Annotated in this window: 19 protein-coding genes; 7 read left to right on the top strand and 12 right to left on the bottom strand. The window is 67.0% G+C overall.

Features of this window, described 5'->3' with window-relative positions; all coding sequences use genetic code 11:
- Positions 1-63 precede the first annotated feature (63 nt).
- Positions 64-273 carry a hypothetical protein gene (locus I7X43_RS07340; protein WP_198100255.1) on the top strand — a complete coding sequence of 70 codons (210 nt, stop codon included), beginning with the start codon at positions 64-66 and terminating at the stop codon, positions 271-273.
- A gap of 6 nt (positions 274-279) precedes the next feature.
- Here the strand turns inward: I7X43_RS07340 and I7X43_RS07335 are convergent, their stop codons facing one another.
- The gene (locus I7X43_RS07335) at positions 280-756 is read right to left on the bottom strand and encodes a hypothetical protein (RefSeq protein ID WP_198100254.1); all 477 of its coding nucleotides are present in this window, start codon (positions 754-756) and stop codon (positions 280-282) included.
- A 194-nt stretch (positions 757-950) separates the two neighbouring features.
- Here I7X43_RS07335 and I7X43_RS07330 point away from each other — a divergent pair, with 194 nt between their 5' ends.
- Genes I7X43_RS07330 through I7X43_RS07320 form a run of 3 tightly spaced genes read left to right on the top strand, consistent with a single transcriptional unit; the run spans position 951 to position 6,386 of the window.
- Positions 951-1,844 (top strand): ImuA family protein, encoded by an 894-nt coding sequence (locus I7X43_RS07330; protein ID WP_198100253.1) that lies wholly within the window; start codon positions 951-953, stop codon positions 1,842-1,844.
- Positions 1,816-3,150: a Y-family DNA polymerase gene (locus I7X43_RS07325; RefSeq protein ID WP_246480226.1), complete on the top strand. Its 1,335-nt coding sequence runs from the start codon at positions 1,816-1,818 to the stop codon at positions 3,148-3,150. Before I7X43_RS07330 ends, I7X43_RS07325 begins: the two co-directional genes overlap by 29 nt.
- Positions 3,147-6,386, top strand: a complete 3,240-nt coding sequence (locus I7X43_RS07320) for an error-prone DNA polymerase (protein ID WP_198100252.1) — start codon at positions 3,147-3,149, stop codon at positions 6,384-6,386. Before I7X43_RS07325 ends, I7X43_RS07320 begins: the two co-directional genes overlap by 4 nt.
- Positions 6,387-6,481: 95 nt before the next feature.
- Here I7X43_RS07320 and guaA read toward each other — a convergent pair whose 3' ends face one another.
- From guaA to guaB, 3 genes are all read right to left on the bottom strand, one after another.
- The gene (guaA, locus tag I7X43_RS07315) at positions 6,482-8,086 is read right to left on the bottom strand and encodes a glutamine-hydrolyzing GMP synthase (protein WP_198100251.1); all 1,605 of its coding nucleotides are present in this window, start codon (positions 8,084-8,086) and stop codon (positions 6,482-6,484) included.
- Positions 8,079-9,317, bottom strand: coding sequence for an MFS transporter (locus I7X43_RS07310; RefSeq protein WP_246480225.1), 1,239 nt, complete (start codon positions 9,315-9,317; stop codon positions 8,079-8,081). Before I7X43_RS07310 ends, guaA begins: the two co-directional genes overlap by 8 nt.
- Before the next feature lie 84 nt (positions 9,318-9,401).
- Positions 9,402-10,868, bottom strand: coding sequence for an IMP dehydrogenase (gene guaB, locus I7X43_RS07305; protein ID WP_198100250.1), 1,467 nt, complete (start codon positions 10,866-10,868; stop codon positions 9,402-9,404).
- Between the two features lie 108 nt (positions 10,869-10,976).
- On the opposite strand from guaB, the gene I7X43_RS07300 reads away from it, so the two are divergent.
- Entirely contained in the window at positions 10,977-11,483 is a 507-nt protein-coding gene (locus I7X43_RS07300; RefSeq protein ID WP_198100249.1) for a DUF4124 domain-containing protein, read from the top strand.
- A gap of 18 nt (positions 11,484-11,501) precedes the next feature.
- Here the strand turns inward: I7X43_RS07300 and I7X43_RS07295 are convergent, their stop codons facing one another.
- Genes I7X43_RS07295 through clpB form a run of 4 tightly spaced genes read right to left on the bottom strand, consistent with a single transcriptional unit; the run spans position 11,502 to position 17,675 of the window.
- Entirely contained in the window at positions 11,502-12,713 is a 1,212-nt protein-coding gene (locus tag I7X43_RS07295; protein WP_198100248.1) for an MFS transporter, read from the bottom strand.
- 29 nt (positions 12,714-12,742) lie between these two features.
- The gene (gene nadB, locus I7X43_RS07290; RefSeq protein ID WP_198100247.1) at positions 12,743-14,344 is read right to left on the bottom strand and encodes an L-aspartate oxidase; all 1,602 of its coding nucleotides are present in this window, start codon (positions 14,342-14,344) and stop codon (positions 12,743-12,745) included.
- A 47-nt stretch (positions 14,345-14,391) separates the two neighbouring features.
- Positions 14,392-15,081, bottom strand: a complete 690-nt coding sequence (locus I7X43_RS07285) for a peptidylprolyl isomerase (RefSeq protein WP_198100246.1) — start codon at positions 15,079-15,081, stop codon at positions 14,392-14,394.
- A gap of 2 nt (positions 15,082-15,083) precedes the next feature.
- Positions 15,084-17,675, bottom strand: coding sequence for an ATP-dependent chaperone ClpB (gene clpB / locus I7X43_RS07280; protein WP_198100245.1), 2,592 nt, complete (start codon positions 17,673-17,675; stop codon positions 15,084-15,086).
- A gap of 82 nt (positions 17,676-17,757) precedes the next feature.
- Between clpB and I7X43_RS07275 the strand changes: the two genes are divergently transcribed.
- Complete coding sequence (locus I7X43_RS07275) at positions 17,758-18,294, top strand: hypothetical protein (protein ID WP_198100244.1); 537 nt, start codon at positions 17,758-17,760, stop codon at positions 18,292-18,294.
- A gap of 26 nt (positions 18,295-18,320) precedes the next feature.
- Here the strand turns inward: I7X43_RS07275 and I7X43_RS07270 are convergent, their stop codons facing one another.
- The 3 genes from I7X43_RS07270 to I7X43_RS07260 form a co-directional block, all read right to left on the bottom strand.
- Positions 18,321-19,568, bottom strand: a complete 1,248-nt coding sequence (locus tag I7X43_RS07270; RefSeq protein ID WP_198100243.1) for a spore maturation protein — start codon at positions 19,566-19,568, stop codon at positions 18,321-18,323.
- Between the two features lie 87 nt (positions 19,569-19,655).
- The gene (gene crcB, locus I7X43_RS07265) at positions 19,656-20,057 is read right to left on the bottom strand and encodes a fluoride efflux transporter CrcB (RefSeq protein ID WP_198100242.1); all 402 of its coding nucleotides are present in this window, start codon (positions 20,055-20,057) and stop codon (positions 19,656-19,658) included.
- Positions 20,054-20,515, bottom strand: coding sequence for a molybdenum cofactor biosynthesis protein MoaE (locus I7X43_RS07260; RefSeq protein ID WP_198100241.1), 462 nt, complete (start codon positions 20,513-20,515; stop codon positions 20,054-20,056). Before I7X43_RS07260 ends, crcB begins: the two co-directional genes overlap by 4 nt.
- Positions 20,516-20,652: 137 nt before the next feature.
- Here I7X43_RS07260 and I7X43_RS07255 point away from each other — a divergent pair, with 137 nt between their 5' ends.
- The gene (locus tag I7X43_RS07255) at positions 20,653-21,006 is read left to right on the top strand and encodes an Mpo1-like protein (RefSeq protein ID WP_198100240.1); all 354 of its coding nucleotides are present in this window, start codon (positions 20,653-20,655) and stop codon (positions 21,004-21,006) included.
- 62 nt (positions 21,007-21,068) lie between these two features.
- Here I7X43_RS07255 and apbC read toward each other — a convergent pair whose 3' ends face one another.
- Positions 21,069-22,136 carry an iron-sulfur cluster carrier protein ApbC gene (apbC, locus tag I7X43_RS07250; RefSeq protein ID WP_510602461.1) on the bottom strand — a complete coding sequence of 356 codons (1,068 nt, stop codon included), beginning with the start codon at positions 22,134-22,136 and terminating at the stop codon, positions 21,069-21,071.
- Positions 22,137-22,211: the final 75 nt, after the last annotated feature.

The raw sequence follows: 22,211 nt of genomic DNA, 5'->3' as shown, positions 1-22,211 counted from the left end.
CAATTGAAGGCCCCCTTTTGGGGGGTTGGTCAGGCACGGACGGGCTCGGCACAGTGCGATGCCATGAAAGCCAATCGCAGCCCCCTCGAATCCCTGCTCGCCGGTGAATTTCGCCGCGTCCAGGACACCACCCGCGCCCAACTCGACGGCCTGGACGTGCAGGACTCGGACTTCCACGAGTGGTTGCAGGCTGGCGGCGCCGACCGGCGCAAGAGCCCACGGCGTCCGGGGGCCTACGTCGCCCCCCCGGGGCCAACGCCCGAGCGCGGCTGACGCCCTTCAGGCCTCCGGGCCCGGGGACGCCAACTCGGCCCGCACCCAATCCGTGGCGGGTTCGATCTGCTCAAACAGCCGAAAGGCCACGCCGTGTTGGCTGAATAGTTTGGCGAAGCGCTCCACCATGAAGGGCAACCCCTCGACGGCAGGGGCAGCCACCCAGGCCACGGCCCGCAAACGCGAGCCGCGGGCCAAAAAAGACTCAAAACCCTGGGTGTAGATCTCAAACGCTTCGGGCGACATGAGCACACTGTCGCGCCAGGTCACCACGCCGCCCACACGGGACATCTGAGCCCCCCAGCGGGCATAGGCCGCGTCCCGTGCCTGTGCGTAGCACCGCAGCGCCTCCGCGTTGAACGGGCCTTCGTTTTCCCAGTGCAGCAACCCTTGGAGCAGGCGCGCCCGAAACCGCCCATGCGCGGGGAAGGCGCCCGGACGCTCAAAGGTGGCGGAGTCGATCAGGTCGTCGGCGGTGGACATGTCGGTGCATCCTCCTCGCCCCCGGCACGCCTTGTCAATGCGGGCTTACTGGCCCGCCACCTTGAGCCGTGTACCCCCCGCACGGCCCCGGTCTGGACGCGCAAGGGTTGAGGCTGGGCAATCAAATACTGTATAAATACACAGCTTTGTTACCCCCCCCCACAGCGGCCGCCACCGCCCATTGAGAAACGCCGATGTCCGCCCAACCCGCCTCCCCCACCGCCGTGCGGCCGACCTGGGCCGCACCGGGCACGCAGGCGCCACGGCCCGTTCGAGCACTCACGTCCGACCCCTGGCAGGACGACCCCCGGCTGTGGCGCGCCACCCAGTTGCGCAGCCACCCCGCCCCCTGCTGGCCCAGCGGCTTTGCCGCCCTGGATGCCGAGTTGCCCGGGGGCGGCTGGCCCACCCACATGGTGTGCGAGCTGCTGATGGAAACCCCCGGCAGCTGCGAATGGCGCTTGCTGGCCCCGGCCTTTCAGGGCCAAGCCACCCCAGCGCCGCGGCCTTTGGCACCCAAGGCGCCCACCACACACCGGCCCCACACCCGCAAGGGCCATCCGCCCCCGGTGTTGCTCATCAACCCCCCGCACCGGCCGCACCTGCCTGGGCTGATGGCCCAGGGCTTGACGGGTTGGCGCTGGATTTGGGTAGCGCCCAGCGACGCGCGGCAAACATTGTGGGCCGTAGAACAGGCCGTGCGAGCCCAGGCTGCAGCCGCCGTGGTGGCTTGGTTGCCCGACCTGCGCCCCGAACAGCTGCGCCGCCTGCAGATCGCCGCCTTGGCCTCGCCGGCCCCGGTCTTCTTGATCCGCCCCTTGAGTGCTGCCGCACAGGCCTCGGCCGCCCCGCTGCGCGTGCAGGTTCGCAGCACCGCGCCGTGGGCCGTGCACCTGCGCATCATCAAGCGGCGCGGCCCGCCGCAGACGGATTGGTTTGCCCTGCCCTCCTTGCCCGACGCTTTGGCCCCCGTGCTGACGCCCCGCATGCGCCAAGTCGGACCGGGCGTGAGCACCCCGCTCACCGCCCACGTTCACGCCCATGCCCTGGGGGTGCCCCATGAAACCGCATTGGTTGGCGCTGTGTAGCCCCCACCGGAATGCCGCCCTGCCCCCCCATCTGCAACGCCTGGCCTGGTGGGCGCTGCGTTTCAGCCCTCGCGTGTGCCGCCAGAGCGAGGCCGTGTTGGTGGAGCTGGGCGCCAGCCTGCGCCTGTTTGGCGGCCTGAAGGCCCTGCACACCCGGGTGCAGGGCCAGGCCCGCGCCGATTTCGAGGTGCAGACCCTGGCCTGGGCGCCCACCCGGCTGGGAGCCCTGGCGCTGGCGCGGGGGGGCCTCGTGAACGGAATCACACGCGCCCTGCCCCCGTTGCTGGATCGCCTGCCGCTGCGGGTGCTGGACGCCGCCCAGCCCCACCAGCCCATGCTGGAGCGCCTGGGCTGCCGCCACCTGGGCCAGGTGCGGGCGCTGCCCCGCAAGGCCCTGGCGCAGCGTTTCGGCCCGGAATTGCTGGACGCACTGGATCAGGCCTATGACCCCGCCGTCGATGCGCAGCAGCCCCAGACCTGGGAGGTCGTGCCCGAGACCTTTTCAGCACAGATTGAGTTGCCCTGGCGCGTGGAGCAAGCGCAGGCCCTGCTGGCCCATGCCCAGCCCCTGCTGCGGCAGATGGAGGCCTGGTTGGCCGCCCGCCAGATGGGGGTGCTGCGCTTCAGCCTGGCCTGGCAGCACGACGCCCTGCGCCCGCGATCCAGCGGCACAGGCGGCGGCATCACCGTGGCCACCGCCGAACCCACGCGCCACCTGCCCCATCTGCAGACCTTGTTGGCCGAACGCCTGATGCAGACCCCCCTGGCCGCCCCTGTCGATGGCTTGCGTCTCCAGGCCGACGAGGTGCAAGCCCTGGCCGAGGCCAGCAACGCCCTTTTTCCCGAGCTCGAGGAGGACCGCGCCCACGAACCCTTGCACCAGTTGTTGGAGCGGCTGGGGGCGCGGCTGGGGGCGCAGTGCGTGCGCGAGCCCCTGCTGCGCGCCGACCACCGCCCCGAATGCATGCAGCACTGGCAGCCTTGTGGCCCGCGCCCGCAGGCCCCGGTGCCACTCGACGACGGCGCCGCCTATCCCCCCAGCGCGCAGCCCAGTTGGCTGATCGACCCGCCCCTGCGTCTGGTGGTGCGCCAAGATCAGCCGCAGTACCAGGGCCCGCTGCGCCTGCTGGCCGGCCCGCAGCGGCTGGCCACGGGCTGGTGGAGCAGCGCCACCGCGCCCGAAGCCGCCGCGGCGCGGCGCGACTACTACCTGGCGCACAGCCCCCGCGCGGGCCTGCTGTGGATCTACCTGGATCGGCGCACGCTGTATGCGCCCCAGTGGTATTTGCAAGGGGTCTTTGCATGAAACCCGCCCCCGCCGGGTTCCCGCCCCAACTGGGGCAGCAAACCCCCACCGCCTATGCCGAGTTGCAATGCCGGAGCCACTTCAGCTTTCTGCGCGGCGCCTCCGCCCCGGAGGAGTTGGTGCAGCGCGCCCAGGCCCAGGGCTATGCCGCGCTGGCGCTGACGGATGAATGCTCGCTGGCCGGCGTGGTGCGCGCGCATGTGGCGCTCAAACGCCTGGTGGCCGAATGGCGGGAGCGGGCGCCCGAGCGCGACCCGGAACTGGAGCTGCCCCACCTCATCTTGGGCAGCCAATTTGCCGTGCATGACGACGAAGCCGACGCCGACACCCCGCCCGCCTTCACCCTGGTGGCCTTGGCCTGCCAGCGCGAGGGCTATGGTCAGCTCAGCCAATTCATCACCGATCTGCGCCGGGCCTCGCCCATCAAAGGGCGCTACCGCCTGCCCTGGTCGCACCCGGGCTTGCGCAACCCCTTGCCCGGCTGCGTGCTGATCCTGGTACCCGATCCGCGCACCCGTGACGCGGCCCTGCTGCAGCAGGCCCAATGGCTGCAGCAGCAGGCCGCAGGCCGCGCCTGGTTGGGGGTGAACCTGCTGCGCGAGCTGGGCGATGAACGCTGGCTGCAGCGCTTGCGTCAGGTCTCCGCCCAGAGCACCCTGCCCCTGGTGGCCTGCGGCGATGTGCACTTCCATGTCCGCTCCCGCAAGCCTTTGCAGGATGTGATGTGCGCCATCCGTCTGGGGCGCCCCGTGACCGAGTGCGGCTTTGCCCTCCAGCCCCACGCCGAACGCCACCTGCGTAGCCGGGTTCTGCTGGCCCAGATCTACCCGGCCGACCTGCTGGCGGCCACGTTGAAGGTGGCCGAGCGCTGTCATTTCTCCCTCGATGAGTTGCGCCATGAATACCCCTCGGAGGGGGTGCCGCCGGGGTGCACGGCCATCGCCCACCTGCGCCAGCTCACTCACACGGGCCTGTGGCGCCGTTGGCCCAACGGCCCCGACCCCCGCTGGGTGACCCAGGCCGAGCATGAGCTGAACCTCATCGAGGAGCTGGGGTACGAGCATTACTTCCTCACCGTGGCCGACATCGTGCAGTTCGCCCGCTCGCGCGGCATCCTGTGTCAGGGCCGGGGCTCGGCCGCCAACAGCGTGGTGTGCTTTGCCCTGTTCATCACGGCGGTGGACCCTGCACGCAGCACGTTGCTGTTCGAGCGTTTCATCAGCCGCGAACGCAATGAGCCGCCCGATATCGACGTGGATTTCGAGCACGAGCGCCGCGAAGAAGTCATCCAGTACCTCTACGCCAAGTACGGCCGAGAGCGCGCAGCCCTCACGGCCGTGGTCATCCGCTACCGGGCACGCAGCGCCATCCGCGACGTCGGCAAGGCGCTGGCCCTGCCCGAGGCCTGGGTGGAGGCGTTGGCCAAGGAGCATCACCGCTGGGGCGACACCCTGTTCGCCCCCGACCGCATGGCCCCGCTGGAGGCCGAACTGGGTCTGAATCTGAGCGACCCCCGCCTCCAGCAGCTCATCCACCTGGCGCGCCAACTGGAGGACATGCCCCGCCACCTCAGCCAGCATGTGGGGGGCTTCGTGCTCACGCAGGGGCCACTGTCCCGGGTCGTGCCCATCGAGAACGCCAGCATGGCGGACCGCACCGTCATCGAGTGGGACAAGGACGATCTGGATGCCCTGGGCCTGCTCAAAGTGGACGTGCTGGCGCTGGGCATGCTGTCGGCGCTGCGACGCTGTTTTGATCTGGTGCGCAAGCTGCGCGGCCAGCCCCTCGATCTGGCCAGCATCCCCGAGGGCGACCGTGCCACCTACGACATGATTTGCGCCGCCGACACCGTGGGCACGTTCCAGATCGAGAGCCGGGCGCAGATGTCCATGCTGCCGCGCCTCAAGCCCCGCAGTTTCTACGACCTGGTCATCGAGGTCGCCATCGTGCGCCCCGGGCCCATCGAGGGCGGCATGGTGCACCCCTACCTGAGCAACCGCGCCAAACGCCCTGAAGACATCGTCTACCCCAGTGAGGCCCTGAAAGTGGCCCTGGAGCGCACCTGCGGCATCCCCATTTTCCAGGAGCAGGTGATGCAGGTGGCCATGATCGCCGCCGGCTTCACGCCGGGCGAGGCGGATCAACTGCGCCGCGCCATGGCCGCCTGGAAGCGCCCCGGTGACCTGGCCCGTTTTCACGCCCGCATCCTGAGCGGCATGCGCCAACGTGGTTATGCCGACGACTTCGCCGAGGCCATCTTTCGCCAGATTCAGGGCTTTGCCTCCTACGGTTTCCCCGAATCCCACGCGGCCAGCTTTGCCCTGCTGACCTATGCGAGCTGCTGGCTCAAGCGCCACGAACCCGCCGCCTTTTTGTGCGCCCTGCTCAACTCGCAGCCCCTGGGCTTTTACAGCCCTGACCAGTTGGTGCAGGACGCGCGGCGCCACGACGTTGAGGTGCGACCGGTGGACGTCAGCCACAGCCAGGTGGCCAGCACCCTGGAGGCCCGCCCCGGCCAGGCCCAGCCGGCCGTGCGTTTGGGGCTGGATCGCGTGCACGGTTTGAGTACGCTGGCGGCCACACGCATCGTGCAAGCCCGCGAGGCCCTGGGGCGGCCCTTCGCCCACCCCCAGGACCTGGCCCTGCGCGCGCAGTTGGATCGCCACGAGTTGCAGCAGCTGGCTGCAGCCGATGCCCTGGCCTCCCTGGCCGGCCACCGGCGCCAGCAGGTCTGGCAGGCCAGCGGGCTGCGCCGCCTGCCCCCCCTGCTCACCGGCAGCCTGCCGCCGGATGAAACCCTGGAGCTGCCCGCCGAACCCGATGGCGAGGCCGTGTTGTGGGATTACGCCGCGTTGGGCCTGAGTCTGCGTCACCACCCCTTGGCCCTGTTGCGCACTCGCCTGGACGCCCGCGGTCTGCGCAGCGCCCAGGTGCTGCGCCAAACCCCCAACCGCCGCCGCGTCTCAGCCTGCGGACTGGTCACGGTGCGCCAGCGCCCACAGACCGCCAAGGGCACGCTGTTCATCAGCCTGGAGGACGAGACCGGCACCGTGCAAGTCATCGTCTGGCCCCAGGTCTACGCCGAGCACCGCCGCACCCTGATCCACGCCCGCTTGCTGGCCGTGCACGGCCTGTGGCAGCAGCGCGATGGCGTCGCCCATCTGTTGGCCCAGCGTTTTGACGACCTCAGCCCTTGGCTGGGGCGTTTGGATCTGGGGAGCCGGGACTTTCATTGAGGGGTGGCCTGCCTAGATCACCCCCACCTCGCGGCTTGCATGCCGCTCGGAGTGATGAGGCGAGAAACGGTCCTCAGGACCGTTTCTCGTCCGCATCACTCCCACTCGATCGTGGCGGGTGGCTTGCTCGACACGTCGTAAGTGACCCGGTTGATGCCGCGCACTTCGTTGATGATGCGGGAGCTGGTTTTCTTCAGCAGGCCGTAGGGCAGCTCGGCCCAGTCGGCGGTCATGAAATCGCTGGTCTGTACGGCGCGCAGGGCCACCACGTAGTCATAGGTGCGGCCGTCGCCCATCACGCCCACGCTCTTGACGGGCAAGAACACGGTGAAGGCCTGGCTCGTCAGGTCGTACCAAGTCTTGCCGGTGGCCGGGTCCGTGCAGTTGCGCAGCTCTTCGATGAAGATGGCATCGGCACGGCGCAACAGGTCGGCGTACTCCTTCTTGACCTCACCCAAGATGCGCACCCCCAGGCCGGGGCCAGGGAACGGGTGGCGGTAGACCATGCTGTGCGGCAGCCCCAAGGCCACGCCCAGGCCACGCACTTCATCCTTGAAGAGTTCGCGCAGCGGCTCCAAGAGCTTCAGGCCCAACTGCTCGGGCAGGCCGCCCACGTTGTGGTGGCTCTTGATCGTCGTGGCTTTCTTGGTCTTGGTGCCGCCGCTTTCCACCACATCCGGGTAGATGGTGCCCTGGGCCAGCCATTGGGCGCCCTTGTGGCCCTTGTCGCCCGCCTTGAGCTTCTCGGCCTCGGCTTTGAACACATCCACGAACAGGCGGCCGATGATCTTGCGCTTTTGCTCAGGGTCGGTCACGCCGGCCAATTCTTTGAGGAAGAGCTCGCTGGCATCGACGCGCACCACATGGGCGTGGAGCTGGCCTTCAAACATGCCCATGACCATGTCGCCTTCGTTCAGGCGCAAGAGGCCGTGATCGACGAACACGCAGGTCAGCTGATCGCCAATGGCCCGGTGGATGAGCGCGGCCGCCACGGAGGAGTCCACCCCGCCAGAAAGCCCCAGGATGACCTCTTCGTCCCCCACCTGCTCACGAATCTTGGCCACTGCCTCGTCGATGTAGCTGCCCATCTGCCAATCGCCTCGGCAGCCGGCGATGTCGCGCACAAAGCGCCGCAGCATGGCCTCCCCTTTGACGGTGTGGGTCACTTCGGGGTGGAACTGCACGGCGTAAAAGTGCCGGGTTTCATCCGCCATGCCCGCAATGGGGCAACTGGGGGTGCTGGCCATGAGCTTGAATCCAGCCGGCAGGGCCGTCACCTTGTCGCCGTGGCTCATCCACACCTTGAGCATGCCGTGGCCCTCTGCCGTGGCGAAGTCCTCGATGCCGCTGAGCAGTTGGGTGTGGCCATGGGCGCGCACCTCGGCGTAGCCGAACTCGCGCGTGTCGCTCCAGCTCACCTGCCCGCCCAGTTGCACCGCCATGGTCTGCATGCCGTAGCAAATGCCCAGAACGGGCACGCCCTGCACCCACACCTGGGCCGGCGCACGCAGCTCGTGGTCCTCATAGGTGGACGCGTGACTGCCGCTGAGGATGATGGCCTTCGGGTTGAACTGACGGATGAAGTCGTCAGACACGTCGTTCGGGTGAATCTCGCAATACACCTGCGCCTCGCGCACGCGGCGGGCAATGAGCTGGGTGACTTGGGAGCCGAAGTCGAGGATCAGGACCTTGTCATGCATGGGAGTTCCCTTGAGGCAATGCGGAGATCGGGTGCTGGCGCTGATAGGCCAGGGCAAAGTAAAGCGCAACGGCCTGCAAGGCCGCGCAGAGCAAGAACGGGGCACCAATGCGCCAGTCGCCCTGGGGCAGGTCCGCCACCAGGGTCAGGAGGCCAGGGCCAATCAGCGGGCCCAGCACCGCCATCAGACTGTTCAGACCCGACACGGCGCCCATGGTGGCACCTTGGCGCGTGGCGTCGACGCTGTTGGAGATGATGCTTTGAATCGCGGCGGTGGCGGCGTAGCCAAAGACGTTGAGAACAATCAGCGCCACCAGCATCCAAGCGTGGGGTGCGAGGGCCCAGCCCAGATAGGTGACGGTGCTCGACACCAAAGCGAGCACCACCAGGCGGGGTGTGGGGAAACGTCGCAGCAATTTGGGCAACAGCCAACCCTGCACGATGACGGACATCATGCCCACGGCGAACAAGGACCAGCCGTTCTCCCGCGGGCCCCAGCCAAACTTGAAGGCGGTGAAGAGAACCCAACTGCTGTGCAGAATGAATTGCGCCAGGGCTGAAAAACCAATCACCACCACCAGCACCCCGACGCCCTTGAGCTCGGCCAGTTTCTTGAGGCTGCTGATCGGATTGGCGGTGCGCCAGTCAAAAGGGCGGCGCTTGTCCAGCGGCAGCGATTCGGGCAGCACGAAGTAGCCGTACGCCAAGTTCACCAGCGCCAAGCTGCCCGCCACCCAGAAGGGCAGCCGCAAGTCAATGGACCCCAGAAGCCCGCCCGTTGCCGGGCCGAGCACGAACCCTATCCCGAAGGCGGCTCCCAGGAGCCCGAACCGTTTGGCCCGCTCCGCCGGCGGCGTGATGTCCGCCACATAGGCATTCGCCACCGACACATTGGCCTGCATCGCACCGCTGACCAAGCGCACCGCCACCAGCATCCACAGCGCCGTGGCGCTGGCCGTCACAAAAAAGCTCAGGGCCAAGCCGAGGAAGCCCAGCAACAACACGGGGCGGCGACCGTATTGGTCCGACAAGGCCCCAAGGATGGGCGAGCCCAAAAAGTTGGCCAGCCCAAACGCCCCGGCCACCAGCAGGTAGGCCTGGGCGTGCTCGGCCTGCGTGCTCGAAAAACTGCCGGCAATCACCGGCAACACCGGAATGATCAGCCCGATGCTGATCATGTCGATCAACACGGTGGCAAAGATAAAAGCCATGCTGGCTTTGGCGTTGCGCATGCAGCGGTCCAACGAGTCCGCGGAGCCGATCTCCGCAAAAGCACAAGGCGGGGACTGGCCCCGCCTTGCACACACTTCAGTCGATCACTCGGCCCGGTAGTTCGGGGCCTCTTTGGTGATCTGCACATCGTGGACATGGCTTTCGCGCATGCCCGCCGACGTGATCTCAACAAACTCCGCCTTTTTCTGCATGTCGGCAATCGAGGCGCAGCCGCAGTAGTGCATCGACGCCTTCAAACCACCGGCCATTTGGAACAGCACCTGCACCACCGAGCCCTTGTACGGCACTTGGCCTTCAATGCCCTCAGGCACGAGCTTGCTGGTGTTGGGGTTGTTGCCACCCTCTTGGAAGTAGCGATCGGCGCTGCCTTTGGCCATGGCCCCCAGCGAGCCCATGCCCCGGTAGGCCTTGTAAGAGCGACCTTGATAGAGGATCAAGTCGCCCGGCGCTTCCTCGGTGCCGGCGAAGGCACCTCCCATCATGACGCAGTCGGCTCCGGCCGCAATGGCCTTGGCCAGGTCGCCCGAGAAGCGCACACCGCCGTCCGCAATGACCGGCACGCCCGAGCCGCGAAGCGCCGAGGCCACGTTGTCAATGGCGGTGATCTGCGGCACGCCAACCCCCGCCACGATGCGGGTGGTGCAAATGGAGCCAGGGCCAATGCCCACTTTCACACCATCCGCCCCGGCCTCGGCCAAGGCCTTGGCGGCGGCGCCAGTGGCGATGTTGCCGCCGATGACATCGATGCTGGGGAAGTTCTGCTTGACCCAACGCACCTTGTCCAGCACGCCAGCGCTGTGACCATGGGCGGTGTCCACGATGATGACGTCGACCCCAGCCTTGACCAGGCGCTCAATGCGCTCTTCGCTGTCCTCGCCAAAGCCCACAGCGGCGCCGACGCGCAGCTTGCCGTGGTCATCCCGCGCGGCGTTGGGGAAGCTGGTTTGCTTGGTGATGTCCTTCACCGTGATCAACCCACGCAGTTCAAACGCATCGTTTATCACCACCAGCCGCTCCAGGCGGTGCTTTTGCAGCAAGGCCTTGGCTTCGGCCAGCGACACCCCTTCGCGCACCGTGACCAGGCGTTCGGCGGGCGTCATGATTTCGCGCACCGCCACGTCCATGCGCGACTCAAAGCGCAGGTCACGGCCCGTGACGATGCCCACGACCTTTTTACCTTCCACCACTGGGAAGCCACTCACGCCGTGCTGTTGGCTCAGGGCCAGCACTTCATGCACTTTGACCTCAGGGCCAATGGTGATGGGGTCGCGCAGCACACCCGATTCGTAACGCTTGACCCGGGCCACCTCAGCCGCCTGCGCGGCTGCGGGCAGGTTTTTGTGCACGATGCCAATGCCGCCCTCCTGGGCGATGGCAATGGCGAGGCGGGCCTCGGTCACGGTGTCCATGGCGGCGGACACAATGGGCAGATTGATGCGAATCCGCCGGGTCAACTGGGTGGAAAGATCGGTGTCACGCGGCAACACCGTAGAGAACGCGGGGACCAACAACACATCGTCGAAGGTCAGGGCTTTGCCAAGAAGGCGCATGGGAAAGACTCCAGACGCAAAGTGGGATTATAGAAAGCTCTACGGGCAATCCCTGAAGCCGGGCAATCGGCCTACACTCAGTCCGGATTTCATCTTGCCTTGATCGCCATGGCTCAGCCTTCTTTGCTTCGTACGGTTTGTCTCGTGGCCCTGTGCAGCTGGGCAGCGGTTTCAGCGCATGCGCAGCAGGGGCAGTGGAAGTGGCGCGACGCCAACGGCAATGTGCAGTACAGCGACCGCCCGCCGCCCGCTTCCATCCCCGAAAAAGACATCCTGGCTCGCCCGTTTGGGGCGCGCACCGCCGTGAAGCTGCAAACCTACGGGGAGAAGGCATCAAGCCCGCAGGGAGGCGCCAGCGCGCCGCCGACCAAGAAGGCGGAATCCAAGCCCAACATGTCGCCCCAAACCGAAGCGCGCCTCAAAGAAGAAGAGCGGCAAAACGCTGCGGTGCGGGCTGAAAACTGCAGCCGCGCCCGTCAGCAGTTGACGTTGTTGGAGTCGGGGGCGCGCATCTCGCAGACCAACGACAAGGGCGAGCGAACGATCTTGGATGACCCGGCGCGTGCCGCCGAAATCCAAAAAATGAAGGCGGTCATCGCCGCCGAATGCCAATGAGCCACCCCCGCGCGGCGGTCAGCGGGGCGTCCATCGCCTGACCAGTTGCGCAGCTGCCAGCGCCAGCAGCAAAGCCGCAGCGGCAAAGCCAAACAGGCCCCGAGGCCATCCGGCATCCAGCAAGGCGCCCGCCAGCGGAGCCGCCACAGCGAAGCCCAAATCCAGGCCGGAGTACACCGTTCCGACCACCCGCCCCGTCGCACCCGGTGGGGCGGATTGTTTGACCAATAAGTCCCGCGACGGCCCCGCCAAACCGGTGCCCAGCCCCGCAAGCGCCACCAGCGCCATGGCCCCGCCCAAGGGCAGACCGGGCACCATGGCCAACACGAGCAGCAGGGCGGCGCCACTGAGCGCCCACGCAATGTGGCGCTCCAAGCGCTGGGAGCGCCCAACCCAAAAGCCGCCGAGCACCATGCCCAGGGCGCTGCACAGCATGTAGGCCGTCACCACCAGGCTGAGCGTGGCCGCGTCTTGTTTGTGCAGCGCCGCCAGGGCAGCGGGCGCAAAACTCTGAAGGGCCGCCAAGGCTGCCGTGGTGAATAGAAAGAACGAAAAGCACAACCAGATGGACGGCAGCCGCAGAAACGCAAAGGGGTGGGGCTCGGCGGGGCCTGCCGCCGCCCGCCGCACGGGCTCCGTGCGCAGCGCCTCACGCTGGCCGACCAGGGCCGCCATCATGAGCAGCGCCCACAGGGCCGCCACGGCATAGACCCACCGCCAGTGCCAACCCGCAGCCAACACACTGGCCGCCAGCACCGGCATCAGGGACCAGCCCAAGTTCCCGCTGATGCCATGGACGGAGTACGCATGCCCGAGGCGCGCGCGGTCCACCCGCTGGTTCAGGATTGAAAAATCCGCGGGGTGCATGGGTGCATTGCCCAAGCCCGCCAACGCAGCGGCCAGCACCAGCCCGCCGTACCCCTGCGCCAAGCCCGCAGCCAACGCACCCAAGGCAAAGAACCCCATGGCGGCGATCAGCGCGGGCCGGGCCCCGAGACGATCCACCCAGAACCCGGAAATCGCCTGCCCCACCCCCGAAACCGCATAAAAAACGGTCACCAGCAGCCCCATCTGGGCCCAACTCAGCCCAAAGCTTTGGGCGAAGACCGGGAACAAAGGCGGCAGCAGCAAGTGAAAAAAATGGCTTGTCCCGTGGGCCAGGCCAACCCAGGAAATGGTGGACCAATCGGCGCGGCGCTGAGCGTCCGGGGACAGAGCAAGAGTCGTCATGGGCAAGGCCGGGCCGAACGGCCCAATAATCAGGCGCGCCGTGTGGGCGGGATCAGCAAGGTGGGGAAACTCACCGGCAGGGTCTCCGGAAAATCGCGGCTGTAGTGCAAACCGCGGCTCTCATGGCGCATCAGAGCAGAACGCACGATCAACTCGGCGCAATCGACCAGATTGCGCAATTCCAGCAAGTCGCGGGTGACCCGAAAGTTGGCGTAGTACTCCAGGGTTTCGGCCCGCAACAACTCGATGCGGTGCAGCGCCCGCTCCAAGCGTTTGGTGGTCCGCACGATGCCCACGTAGTTCCACATCAGGAGGCGCAACTCGTCCCAGTTGTGGGCGATGACCACCTGCTCATCGGCGTTGTGGACCTGACTTTCGTCCCAAGCCGGCAAGGCCGGGACGGGGGAGGGGATGTCCCGTCCAATCCGCGCCGCGCACGTGCGACCGAGCACCACACATTCCAGCAGGCTGTTGCTGGCCAATCGATTTGCCCCATGCAACCCGGTGTACCCGGTTTCGCCCACAGCAAAGAGGCCGGGCAAGTCCGCACGACCGTCCAAATCGGTCACCACACCCCCGCAGGTGAAATGCACCGCGGGCACCACCGGGATCATTTGCCGAGCGATATCAATACCCAGCTGCAGGCAACGGGCGTGAATGGTCGGGAAGTGGCCCTTCAGGAAGTCCTCCCCCAAATGCCGGGCATCGAGCCACACGTGGTCCACGCCGTGCTTCTTCATCTCGAAGTCAATGGCGCGGGCCACGATGTCACGCGGGGCCAATTCCGCGCGCTCGTCGTGGTCGGGCATGAAACGGTGCCCGTTGGGCAGTTTCAGGTGCCCGCCCTCCCCGCGCAGCGCCTCCGTAATGAGGAAGCTGCGTTCCTGGGGGTGGTAAAGACAGGTCGGGTGGAATTGGATGAATTCCATGTTGGCCACCCGGCACCCGGCACGCCACGCCATCGCCACGCCGTCACCCGTGGCGGTATCCGGATTGGTCGTGTAGCGATAAACCTTGCCCGCGCCCCCCGTGGCGAGCACCACCGCTCGCGCCGTCACCGTTTCCACACGCCCCGCATCAATATTGAGCGCGTACACGCCATAGCAGCGCGTGGGTTCATCGCGCTTGAGGTGGCGGCTGGTGATCAAGTCCACCGCCATCCAGCGCTCCCGCAATTGGATATTGGGGTGGGCAAGGGCCTTGGCCAGCAGGGCTTCGTGGATGGCCTTGCCGGTGGCGTCCGCCGCATGCGCAATACGGCGCACGGCGTGGCCCCCTTCGCGGGTAAGGTGCAGGCCCAGCGGGCCTTCGGTATCCGGGGTGAAGGGCACGCCCTGGTCGAGCAACCAAGTGACCGCGTCAGCACTGCGCTCGGCAATGAATCGGGCCGTGGCCTCGTCCACCAGCCCCGCTCCCGCATCGGCCGTATCCCGCACGTGGCTGTCGATGGAGTCGTCACTGCCCAGCACACCAACGATGCCACCTTGGGCCCAGGCGGTGGCCGCCTCGCCCAATTGGCGTTTAGCCAGGACCCAGACGGGCATGTGGTCGGCCAGATGCAATGCCACCGTAAGGCCAGCCAAACCGGCCCCAACGATGACCACGGGAGTTTCAGCGACAGCAGCAGTCATGCCCGCGATTGTGGCGGGTGCCCCCGTCGATTCGAGCAAGCTCGCGCTCAGGAATTCGAAGGCTGGGGATCGTTCACCCGCCGCACCCGCCGCACCAGCAGGGGCTGGGGCAGGAACTGTTCGGCCCCGCCCCGGGCATGCAAAGCCCGCACCACCTCCATGCCTTGGACCACCCGACCAAAGGCCGCGAAGCCTTGGCCATCGGGCTGGCGACGTCCGCCGTAATCCAGCTCCGGTTGGTCGCCTACGCAGATAAAGAACTCCGAGCTGGCGCTCCCGACCGCCAGGCGCGCCATGGAAAGGGTGCCGTCCAAGTGCCTCAGCCCTGTTTGCTGCGTGCTTTCGTGCGCGACGGGAGGCCGCAAGGGGCGACGCCCCGGCGGGGCATTGATGCCCCACTGCACCACCTCAATCTGGGGCGGACCCGCAGGCTGATTCTTTCGCGTCACGATGCGGTATACCGAGGCACCATCTAGCGCCTTGGCCTCCACATAGGCCAGGAAGTTCGCCACTGTGAGCGGTGCCCAGTCGGGGTACAGCGCCACCACGAAAGCCCCGAGCTCCGTCTCCACCCGTACCCACATCTCACGGGGGGCGGGGCGGAAGGCCGCATGTGAGGCCGTTTTAGCGGGCGGGGTGGTGGATTGGGGCGCTGCGAGTGCCACCCGGCCCAGCACCGTGCACGCCCCTGCGCTCAGGGCAGCGTGTTTGAGGGCTTCTCGCCGCAACAACCCCATGGTCAATGAACCACCCGCTCGAAGCGGAACTCGCCCGCTTCGACGTTCACCGGCACGATGTCCTTGGGGCCGAACTTGCCTTGCAGGATCAGCTTGGCCACGGGGTTCTCGATGCGCTGCTGAATGGCACGCTTCAGCGGCCGGGCCCCAAACACCGGGTCAAAGCCCACTTTGGCCAGTTCGTCCAAGGCTGCCTCGCTCACCTCCAGCTTCATCTCCTGCTGCGCCAGGCGCTGCTCCAGGTGGCGCAGTTGAATGCGAGCAATCGACTTGATGTGCTCCTGCCCCAGGGCGTGGAAGACCACGGTCTCGTCGATGCGGTTCAAGAACTCGGGCCGGAAGTGCGCCTTCACCTCGTGCATCACCGCCTCGCGGATCACCTCCTCGCCCTGGCCGGCCAGCGCCATGATGTGCTGGGAGCCCAGGTTGCTGGTCATGACGATGACGGTGTTCTTGAAGTCCACCGTGCGGCCCTGGCCGTCGGTCAGACGACCGTCGTCGAGCACCTGCAGCAGCACGTTGAACACGTCCGGGTGGGCCTTTTCGACCTCGTCCAGCAGCAGCACTGAGTAGGGCTTGCGGCGCACAGCCTCGGTGAGGTAACCACCCTCGTCATACCCGACATAGCCCGGGGGCGCGCCGATCAGGCGGCTGACCGAGTGCTTCTCCATGAACTCGCTCATGTCGATGCGCACCATGTGGTCCGCACTGTCGAACAAGAACTCCGCCAGGGCCTTGCACAGCTCGGTCTTGCCCACGCCCGTGGGGCCCAAGAACAGGAACGAGCCCAGCGGGCGGTTGGGGTCGGAGAGGCCGGCGCGCGAGCGACGAATGGCATCGGCGACGGCCACCAAGGCCTCCTCCTGGCCCACCACGCGCTGGTGCAGCTTGTCTTCCATCTGCAAAAGCTTGTCGCGCTCGCCCTGCATCAGCTTCGAAACGGGGATGCCCGTGGCCCGCGCCACAACTTCGGCGATCTCCTCGGCCCCCACCAGGGTGCGCAGCAGCTTGGGCTTGGCGCTCGCGGTGGCCTGGCCCTCTTGGGCCTGCGCCGCGGCCAAGCGCTTCTCCAGTTCGGGTAGCTTGCCGTACTGCAGCTCGGCCACCTTGGCCAAATCGCCCTTGCGCTTGAGGTCTTCGATCTGCACCTTGGTGCGTTCGATCTCTTCCTTCACGTGGGCCGAGCCTTGGGCTTGGGCCTTTTCGGCCTTCCAGACCTCTTCCAGGTCGGCCACCTCGCGCTCGAGCTTGGTGATTTCCTCGGCGATCAGGGCCAGGCGCTTTTGCGAGGCCTCGTCCTTCTCCTTCTTGACGGCCTCGCGCTCGATCTTGAGCTGGATCAGCCGGCGGTCCAGCTTGTCCATGGCCTCGGGCTTGGAGTCGATTTCGATCTTGATCTTGGCCGCGGCCTCGTCGATCAGGTCAATGGCCTTGTCGGGCAGGAAGCGGTCGGTGATGTAGCGGTGCGAGAGCTCGGCCGCCGCCACGATGGCCGGGTCGGTGATCTCCACCCCATGGTGCACCTCGTACTTTTCCTGCAAACCGCGCAGGATGGCGATGGTTTGCTCCACGCTGGGCTCGTCGACCAGCACCTTCTGGAAGCGGCGCTCCAGGGCGGCGTCTTTTTCGACGTACTTGCGGTACTCGTCCAGCGTGGTGGCGCCGATGCAGTGCAGCTCGCCGCGGGCCAGCGCAGGCTTGAGCATGTTGCCGGCGTCGATGGCGCCCTCCGCCTTGCCGGCACCCACCATGGTGTGGATTTCGTCGATAAAGAGGATGACGCGGCCCTCCTCCTGCGCGACTTCTTTCAGCACGCTCTTGAGCCGCTCTTCGAACTCGCCGCGGAACTTGGCCCCCGCCAGCAGCCCAGCCATGTCCAGCACCAACACGCGCTTGTTGCGCAGGGAGTCGGGCACCTCCCCCGCATGAATGCGCTGCGCCAAGCCCTCGACGATGGCCGTCTTGCCCACGCCGGGTTCGCCAATCAGCACCGGGTTGTTCTTGCTGCGGCGCTGCAGCACCTGAATGGCCCGGCGAATCTCGTCGTCGCGGCCAATCACGGGGTCCAACTTGCCCTGGGCGGCGCGCTCGGTGAGGTCCAGCGTGTATTTCTTCAGCGCCTCGCGCTGGCCTTCGGCCTCGGGGTTGTCGACCTTGTCGCTGCCGCGCACGGCTTTGAGCGCTGCCTCCAGGGCCGCGCGGTTCAGCCCATGGCCGCGCGCCACCCCCGCCAGATCGGTCTTGCCATCGGCCAGGGCCAGCAGCACCATTTCGCTGGCGATGTATTGGTCCCCCTGCTTGGCCGCCTCGCGTTCGGCACCTTGCAGCAGCGCAATCAGGTCCCGCCCCGGCTGCACCCCTTGGTCGCCCCCTTCCACTTGCGGCAAGCCGCTCAGCAGCCCTTCCACCGCGCCTTTGAGGGCCGGCACCTTGACCGAGGCGCGCTCCAGCAACGCCCGCGGCCCATCCGGCTGCGCCAGCATGGCGGCGAGCAGGTGGGCGGGCTCGATGTAGGGGTTGCCGCGGGTAACGGCCAAGCTCTGGGCGTCGGCCAGGGCTTCTTGCAGACGGGTCGTGAACTTGTCAGGGCGCATGGTTGAACTCCTCCTGATCCCGACATGGGGCAGTCTTCGCCGGTTTCAAGCCCCTTTTCGCTGCCCTTGCGAGAATGGCGCCATGGATATTCACCAGATCTCGGTCGTCTACGACCGCAATGAAGACCGGCTCCTGATGCGAATCCGCAGCCGGCAGAACCAGTTGTACCCGGTGTGGATCACCCGTCGCTTGGCCATTCGCCTGTGGCCGGCCTTCAATGACAGCCTGGCAAAGATCAGCTCCGCCGCCCTGGCCTCGCAGGCCACCCTGCACCCCGAAGCCCGGGAGATGCTGGTGGAATCCGCGCGGGCCGAAAACTTGAAGAAATCCGACTTCAAGACCCCGTTTGACGAAAGCAATCTGGAGCAGCCGCTGGGCCCGCTGCCGCTGCTGGCCCATGAGGTGCAAATGCAGATGCAACCCGGTCAATTGGGCTTCAGCGTGTTGGACGCGCAAGGCCGCAAGCTCGGCCTGCAACTGGCCCAGTCCATGGTGACCGCGGTGCGCGAGCTCATGCTCAAGGCCCTGCGTGAATCGGAGTGGGGCATCGAGGACCCGCCCGCCGCCGCCACCCAGGCCGCACCGGCGGTGCCGGCCCCCAGCCGTTTGCTCAACTGAGGCTGCGGGCCCGTGCGTCCCGCCGCTCAGTGGAAGAACGCATAGGCCACGGCAATCGCCGCCACCAGGGCGACGAAGTCAGCAAAGAGTCCGCAGGCCAGGGCGTAGCGCGTGTTGCGGATGTTGACGCTGCCGAAATAGACCGCCAACACGTAAAAAGTGGTCTCGGTCGAGCCCTGGATGATGCAGGCCAGTGTGCCCTGGAATGAGTTGACTCCGTAGGTCGTCATCACGTCCACCATCAAGCCCCGGGCCCCACTGCCGGAGAGCGGGCGCATCAAGCCCACGGGAAGGGCCGCAACCCAGTCGGTGTTGAAGCCCAACGCCCCCACGACCGAGCCCACTGCGCCCACGAGGTAATCCATGCCCCCGGTGGTGCGAAACACCGAGATCGCCACCAGGATGGCGATCAGGTAGGGAATGATGGTCACCGCCACCTGGAATCCGTCCTTGGCGCCGTCGACAAACGCCTCGTAGACGTTGACGCGCCGCAGCACGCCCACAGCCACAAAGAGCGCAATGACGCCCACGATCACCAAGCTGCCAATCAGGCCGATGGTGCGGGCCACCTCCGCAGCGGGCAGGCCGGCGAGCCACGCGTAAAGCCCCGCCATCAGCCCGCCGAAGCCCAGAAAAAAGGCGGCCATGGGCGCATTGAGCAAGGGGATGCGCTGCAGGCGCGCCACCACGATCAGCGCCGCGCAGAACGACACGAAGGTGGCAATCAGCGTGGGCAGGAAGATGTCCGCCGCATTGAAATTCGTCAGGCCCTGACTGGCCGCCATGCTCTGCCGGATGGCGATCACCGAGGTGGGGATCAAGGTCACCCCCGCCGTGTTCAGCACCAGGAACATGATCATGGGGTTGCTGGCCACCTCCTTGTCGGGGTTGATCTCCTGCAACTCGCGCATGGCCTTGAGGCCCAGCGGCGTGGCGGCGTTGTCCAGGCCCAGCATGTTGGCGCTGAAGTTCATCACCATACTGCCGCTGGCCGGGTGCCCCCGGGGGATGTCCGGAAAGATGCGCCGGAACAGCGGGTCGAGCGCGCGCGCAAACAGCGTGATCAAGCCAGCCCGCTCGCCAATCTTCATGATGCCCAGCCACAGGCTCATGACGCCAACCAGCCCCAGCGAGATATCAAAACCCGTCTTGGCCGTGTCGAAGAGCCCCGTGAGGATCTTGGTAAAGATGGTGACGTCGCCCTGAAACAGCTTGATCAGCGCGACAACGAAGCCCACCAGGATGAAGGCGGCCCAGATTGCATTGAGAACCATGGGCGGCACTGTAGAGCGCGGGCCGCTCACCGCCCATCGCGGAAACGCCAGCGCCCATAAGACGCGGTTGGGTCTGCGCGTTCGGCTTTAAGCCCAACGGGCGGCCAGCACGAAGCCCAGCGCGGTGAGCAGCAGCGAGCCCAGCAGGTGCAGGGCCGCGAGCCCCAAGCCCGCCGCCCAATCTCCCTGCTGCAGGAGGTTCACCACCTCGGCCGAGAAGGTCGAAAACGTCGTCAACCCGCCCAGGAACCCGGTCCCGAGTGCCAAACGCCACAACGGGCTCATCTCCGGCCTTTGGGCCAACCACCCCAGCAGCACCCCAATCAACAAGCCGCCCAGGCCGTTGGCCGCCACGGTGCCCCAGGGCCACGCCGCGCCAGGCCGGTTCCACGCCAGCGCCAAGCCCCAGCGCAGGAGTGCGCCGCTGCCCGCCCCCAAAAAAACCGCCAGGCCCGCCACCCCGGTATGCAGCGCGAGGGGCGCGCTCATGCCGCGTTGCTCAGGTTCAGGCCCCAGCGGGCCAGGGCGGCATCGTCGGCCTCGCGCGCATCCACCCACTCCGCACCCCACGGGCCATGTTCTTTCTTCCAAAACGGGGCTTGCGTCTTGAGGTAGTCAATCAAGAACGCGCAACCGTCCAGACTGGCTTGGCGGTGCGGACTGGCGGTCAGCACGTAGACGATGGGCTCCCCCACCGGCAAGCGCCCCACCCGGTGCCAAATCTCCGCATGGGTCAGGGCGAAGCGCTGTCGCGCCTCGTCAACCATGCGCCGGATGCACGCCTCGGTCATGCCGGGGTAGTGTTCCAACTCCAAGGCTTGTAGGCCGCCGCCCGGCGCGTCCCGCACCACGCCCAGGAAACTGGCGATGGCCCCCACGTCAGCCGCCACGGCCTGACGCCAGGCTTCGCTCAAATCCAGGGGCTGATCGCAAATGTGAACGCTCAATGGGATTTCCTCCGCGCCATGCGCGCCGGGATTCGCGCTTGGAAACGGTCCGACGCGCTCATGCGAGAAATTGTGGCACCCCACGGGGCTCCCCTTCGCTGCACAATCGGCCCATTCCCTCCTTCCAGAGGTGAGCCATGCACTTTCATCACCAGCCTCCCCTGATCCGCTACGCCGCGGCCCACCGCGACCCCCGCAACATCGTGCTGCACTGCTGGGGCGTGCCCATGGTGATGATGGGGATCAGCTTGTTGCTCCTGGACTGGGCCTATACGGGGTGGGCGGTAGCCAGTGCCGCGTCGGGTTTTCTGCTGCAAGCCGTGGGCCACTGGTACGAAGGGCGGCGCCCCGCCCTGGGCTGGATCAACTGGGCGCTCGCCCCCGTCTTCGTCGGGCTGCAGGCCGCGCATCAGTTGGGTTGGGCGCAGGCGCTGTGGAGCGAGGTGGAACACCGCGCCGGCCCGCGCCGCCTGCGCGACATGGCGCTGTAGACAAAGCAGCGTCAAAACCCCGCAGCCATGCAACGCGCCGCGGCGGCCCTGCCCGCGGCTTCTTAGGCCTTGACCACCTTGGGCAGCTTGCTTGAATAGTCCTTGCCCAGTTGGGCCACCGCCGCGCCGACCTGGCGCGCCAGCGCGCGGTAGCGCTGGGCCACCTCGCTGGCCGGCTCGGCCACCACCGGCGGCATGCCGGCGTCGCTGAGCTCCCGCACGCGGCGCAGCAGCGGCAACTCGCCCAGGAAGGGCAGGCCCAATTCTTCGGCCAGGCGTTTGCCGCCGTCGGCCCCAAAGATGGGCTCACTGTGACCGCAATTCGGGCAGCAGAACACCGACATGTTCTCCACCAGGCCCAGCATGGGCACGCTGACCTTCTCAAACATGCGAGCGGCCTTGCGGGCGTCCAGCAGGGCTACGTCCTGCGGCGTGGTGACGATCACCGCGCCCGTCACCGGCACCCGCTGGGCCAGGGTCAGCTGAATGTCGCCCGTTCCAGGCGGCAGGTCCACCACCAGGTAATCCAAATCGTCCCAGCGGGTTTGGCGCAGCAGTTGCTCCAGCGCTTGGGTGGCCATGGGCCCACGCCAGATGGTGGCCTGGTCTTGCGCCACCAAGAAGCCGATGGACATCAGTTGCAGGCCATGCGCGCTCAAGGGCTCCATGCTCTTGCCGTCCGGGCTGGAGGGCTGGCCCTGGGCGCCCAGCATCGTCGGCACCGAAGGGCCGTAAATGTCAGCATCCAGCAAGCCCACGCGCGCCCCTTCGGCCTGCAAGGCCAGCGCCAGGTTGGCCGCGGTGGTGCTTTTGCCCACCCCGCCCTTGCCTGACCCCACCACGATCAGGTTTTTGACACCGGGGATCAACTCCAGCCCCCGCTGCACGGCATGGGCCACCACGCGGGTGCTCAGGCGCACCTCGTCCGCGCCAAGGGCGGCGGTCAGTTCGGCCTGCAGCGCCGGCCACTGACTGGCCGCCGGGTAGCCCAGCGTCAGCGCCACCACCAAGCGTCCGTCCGTTTCTTGGACGGACTGCACTTGCTTGCTGGCGACCCAGCTCTGGCCGGTGCCGGGGTCGATCAGGGTGGCGAGGCGGTCCCAGGCGGCTTGTTCACGGGGCGTGGTCATGGTCATGTTCCTGCGGGCGGGCCATCAGCGGCCAAACGGGGCGGGAGTGTAGGCGCCGGGTTTCGGCCAGCGCTG

Origin of the sequence: Inhella gelatinilytica (assembly GCF_016093295.1) — a bacterium.
GTDB lineage: Bacteria > Pseudomonadota > Gammaproteobacteria > Burkholderiales > Burkholderiaceae_C > Inhella > Inhella gelatinilytica.
Note: the sequence above shows the minus strand (reverse complement) of the source record. Positions and strands in the feature narration are given on the sequence as shown.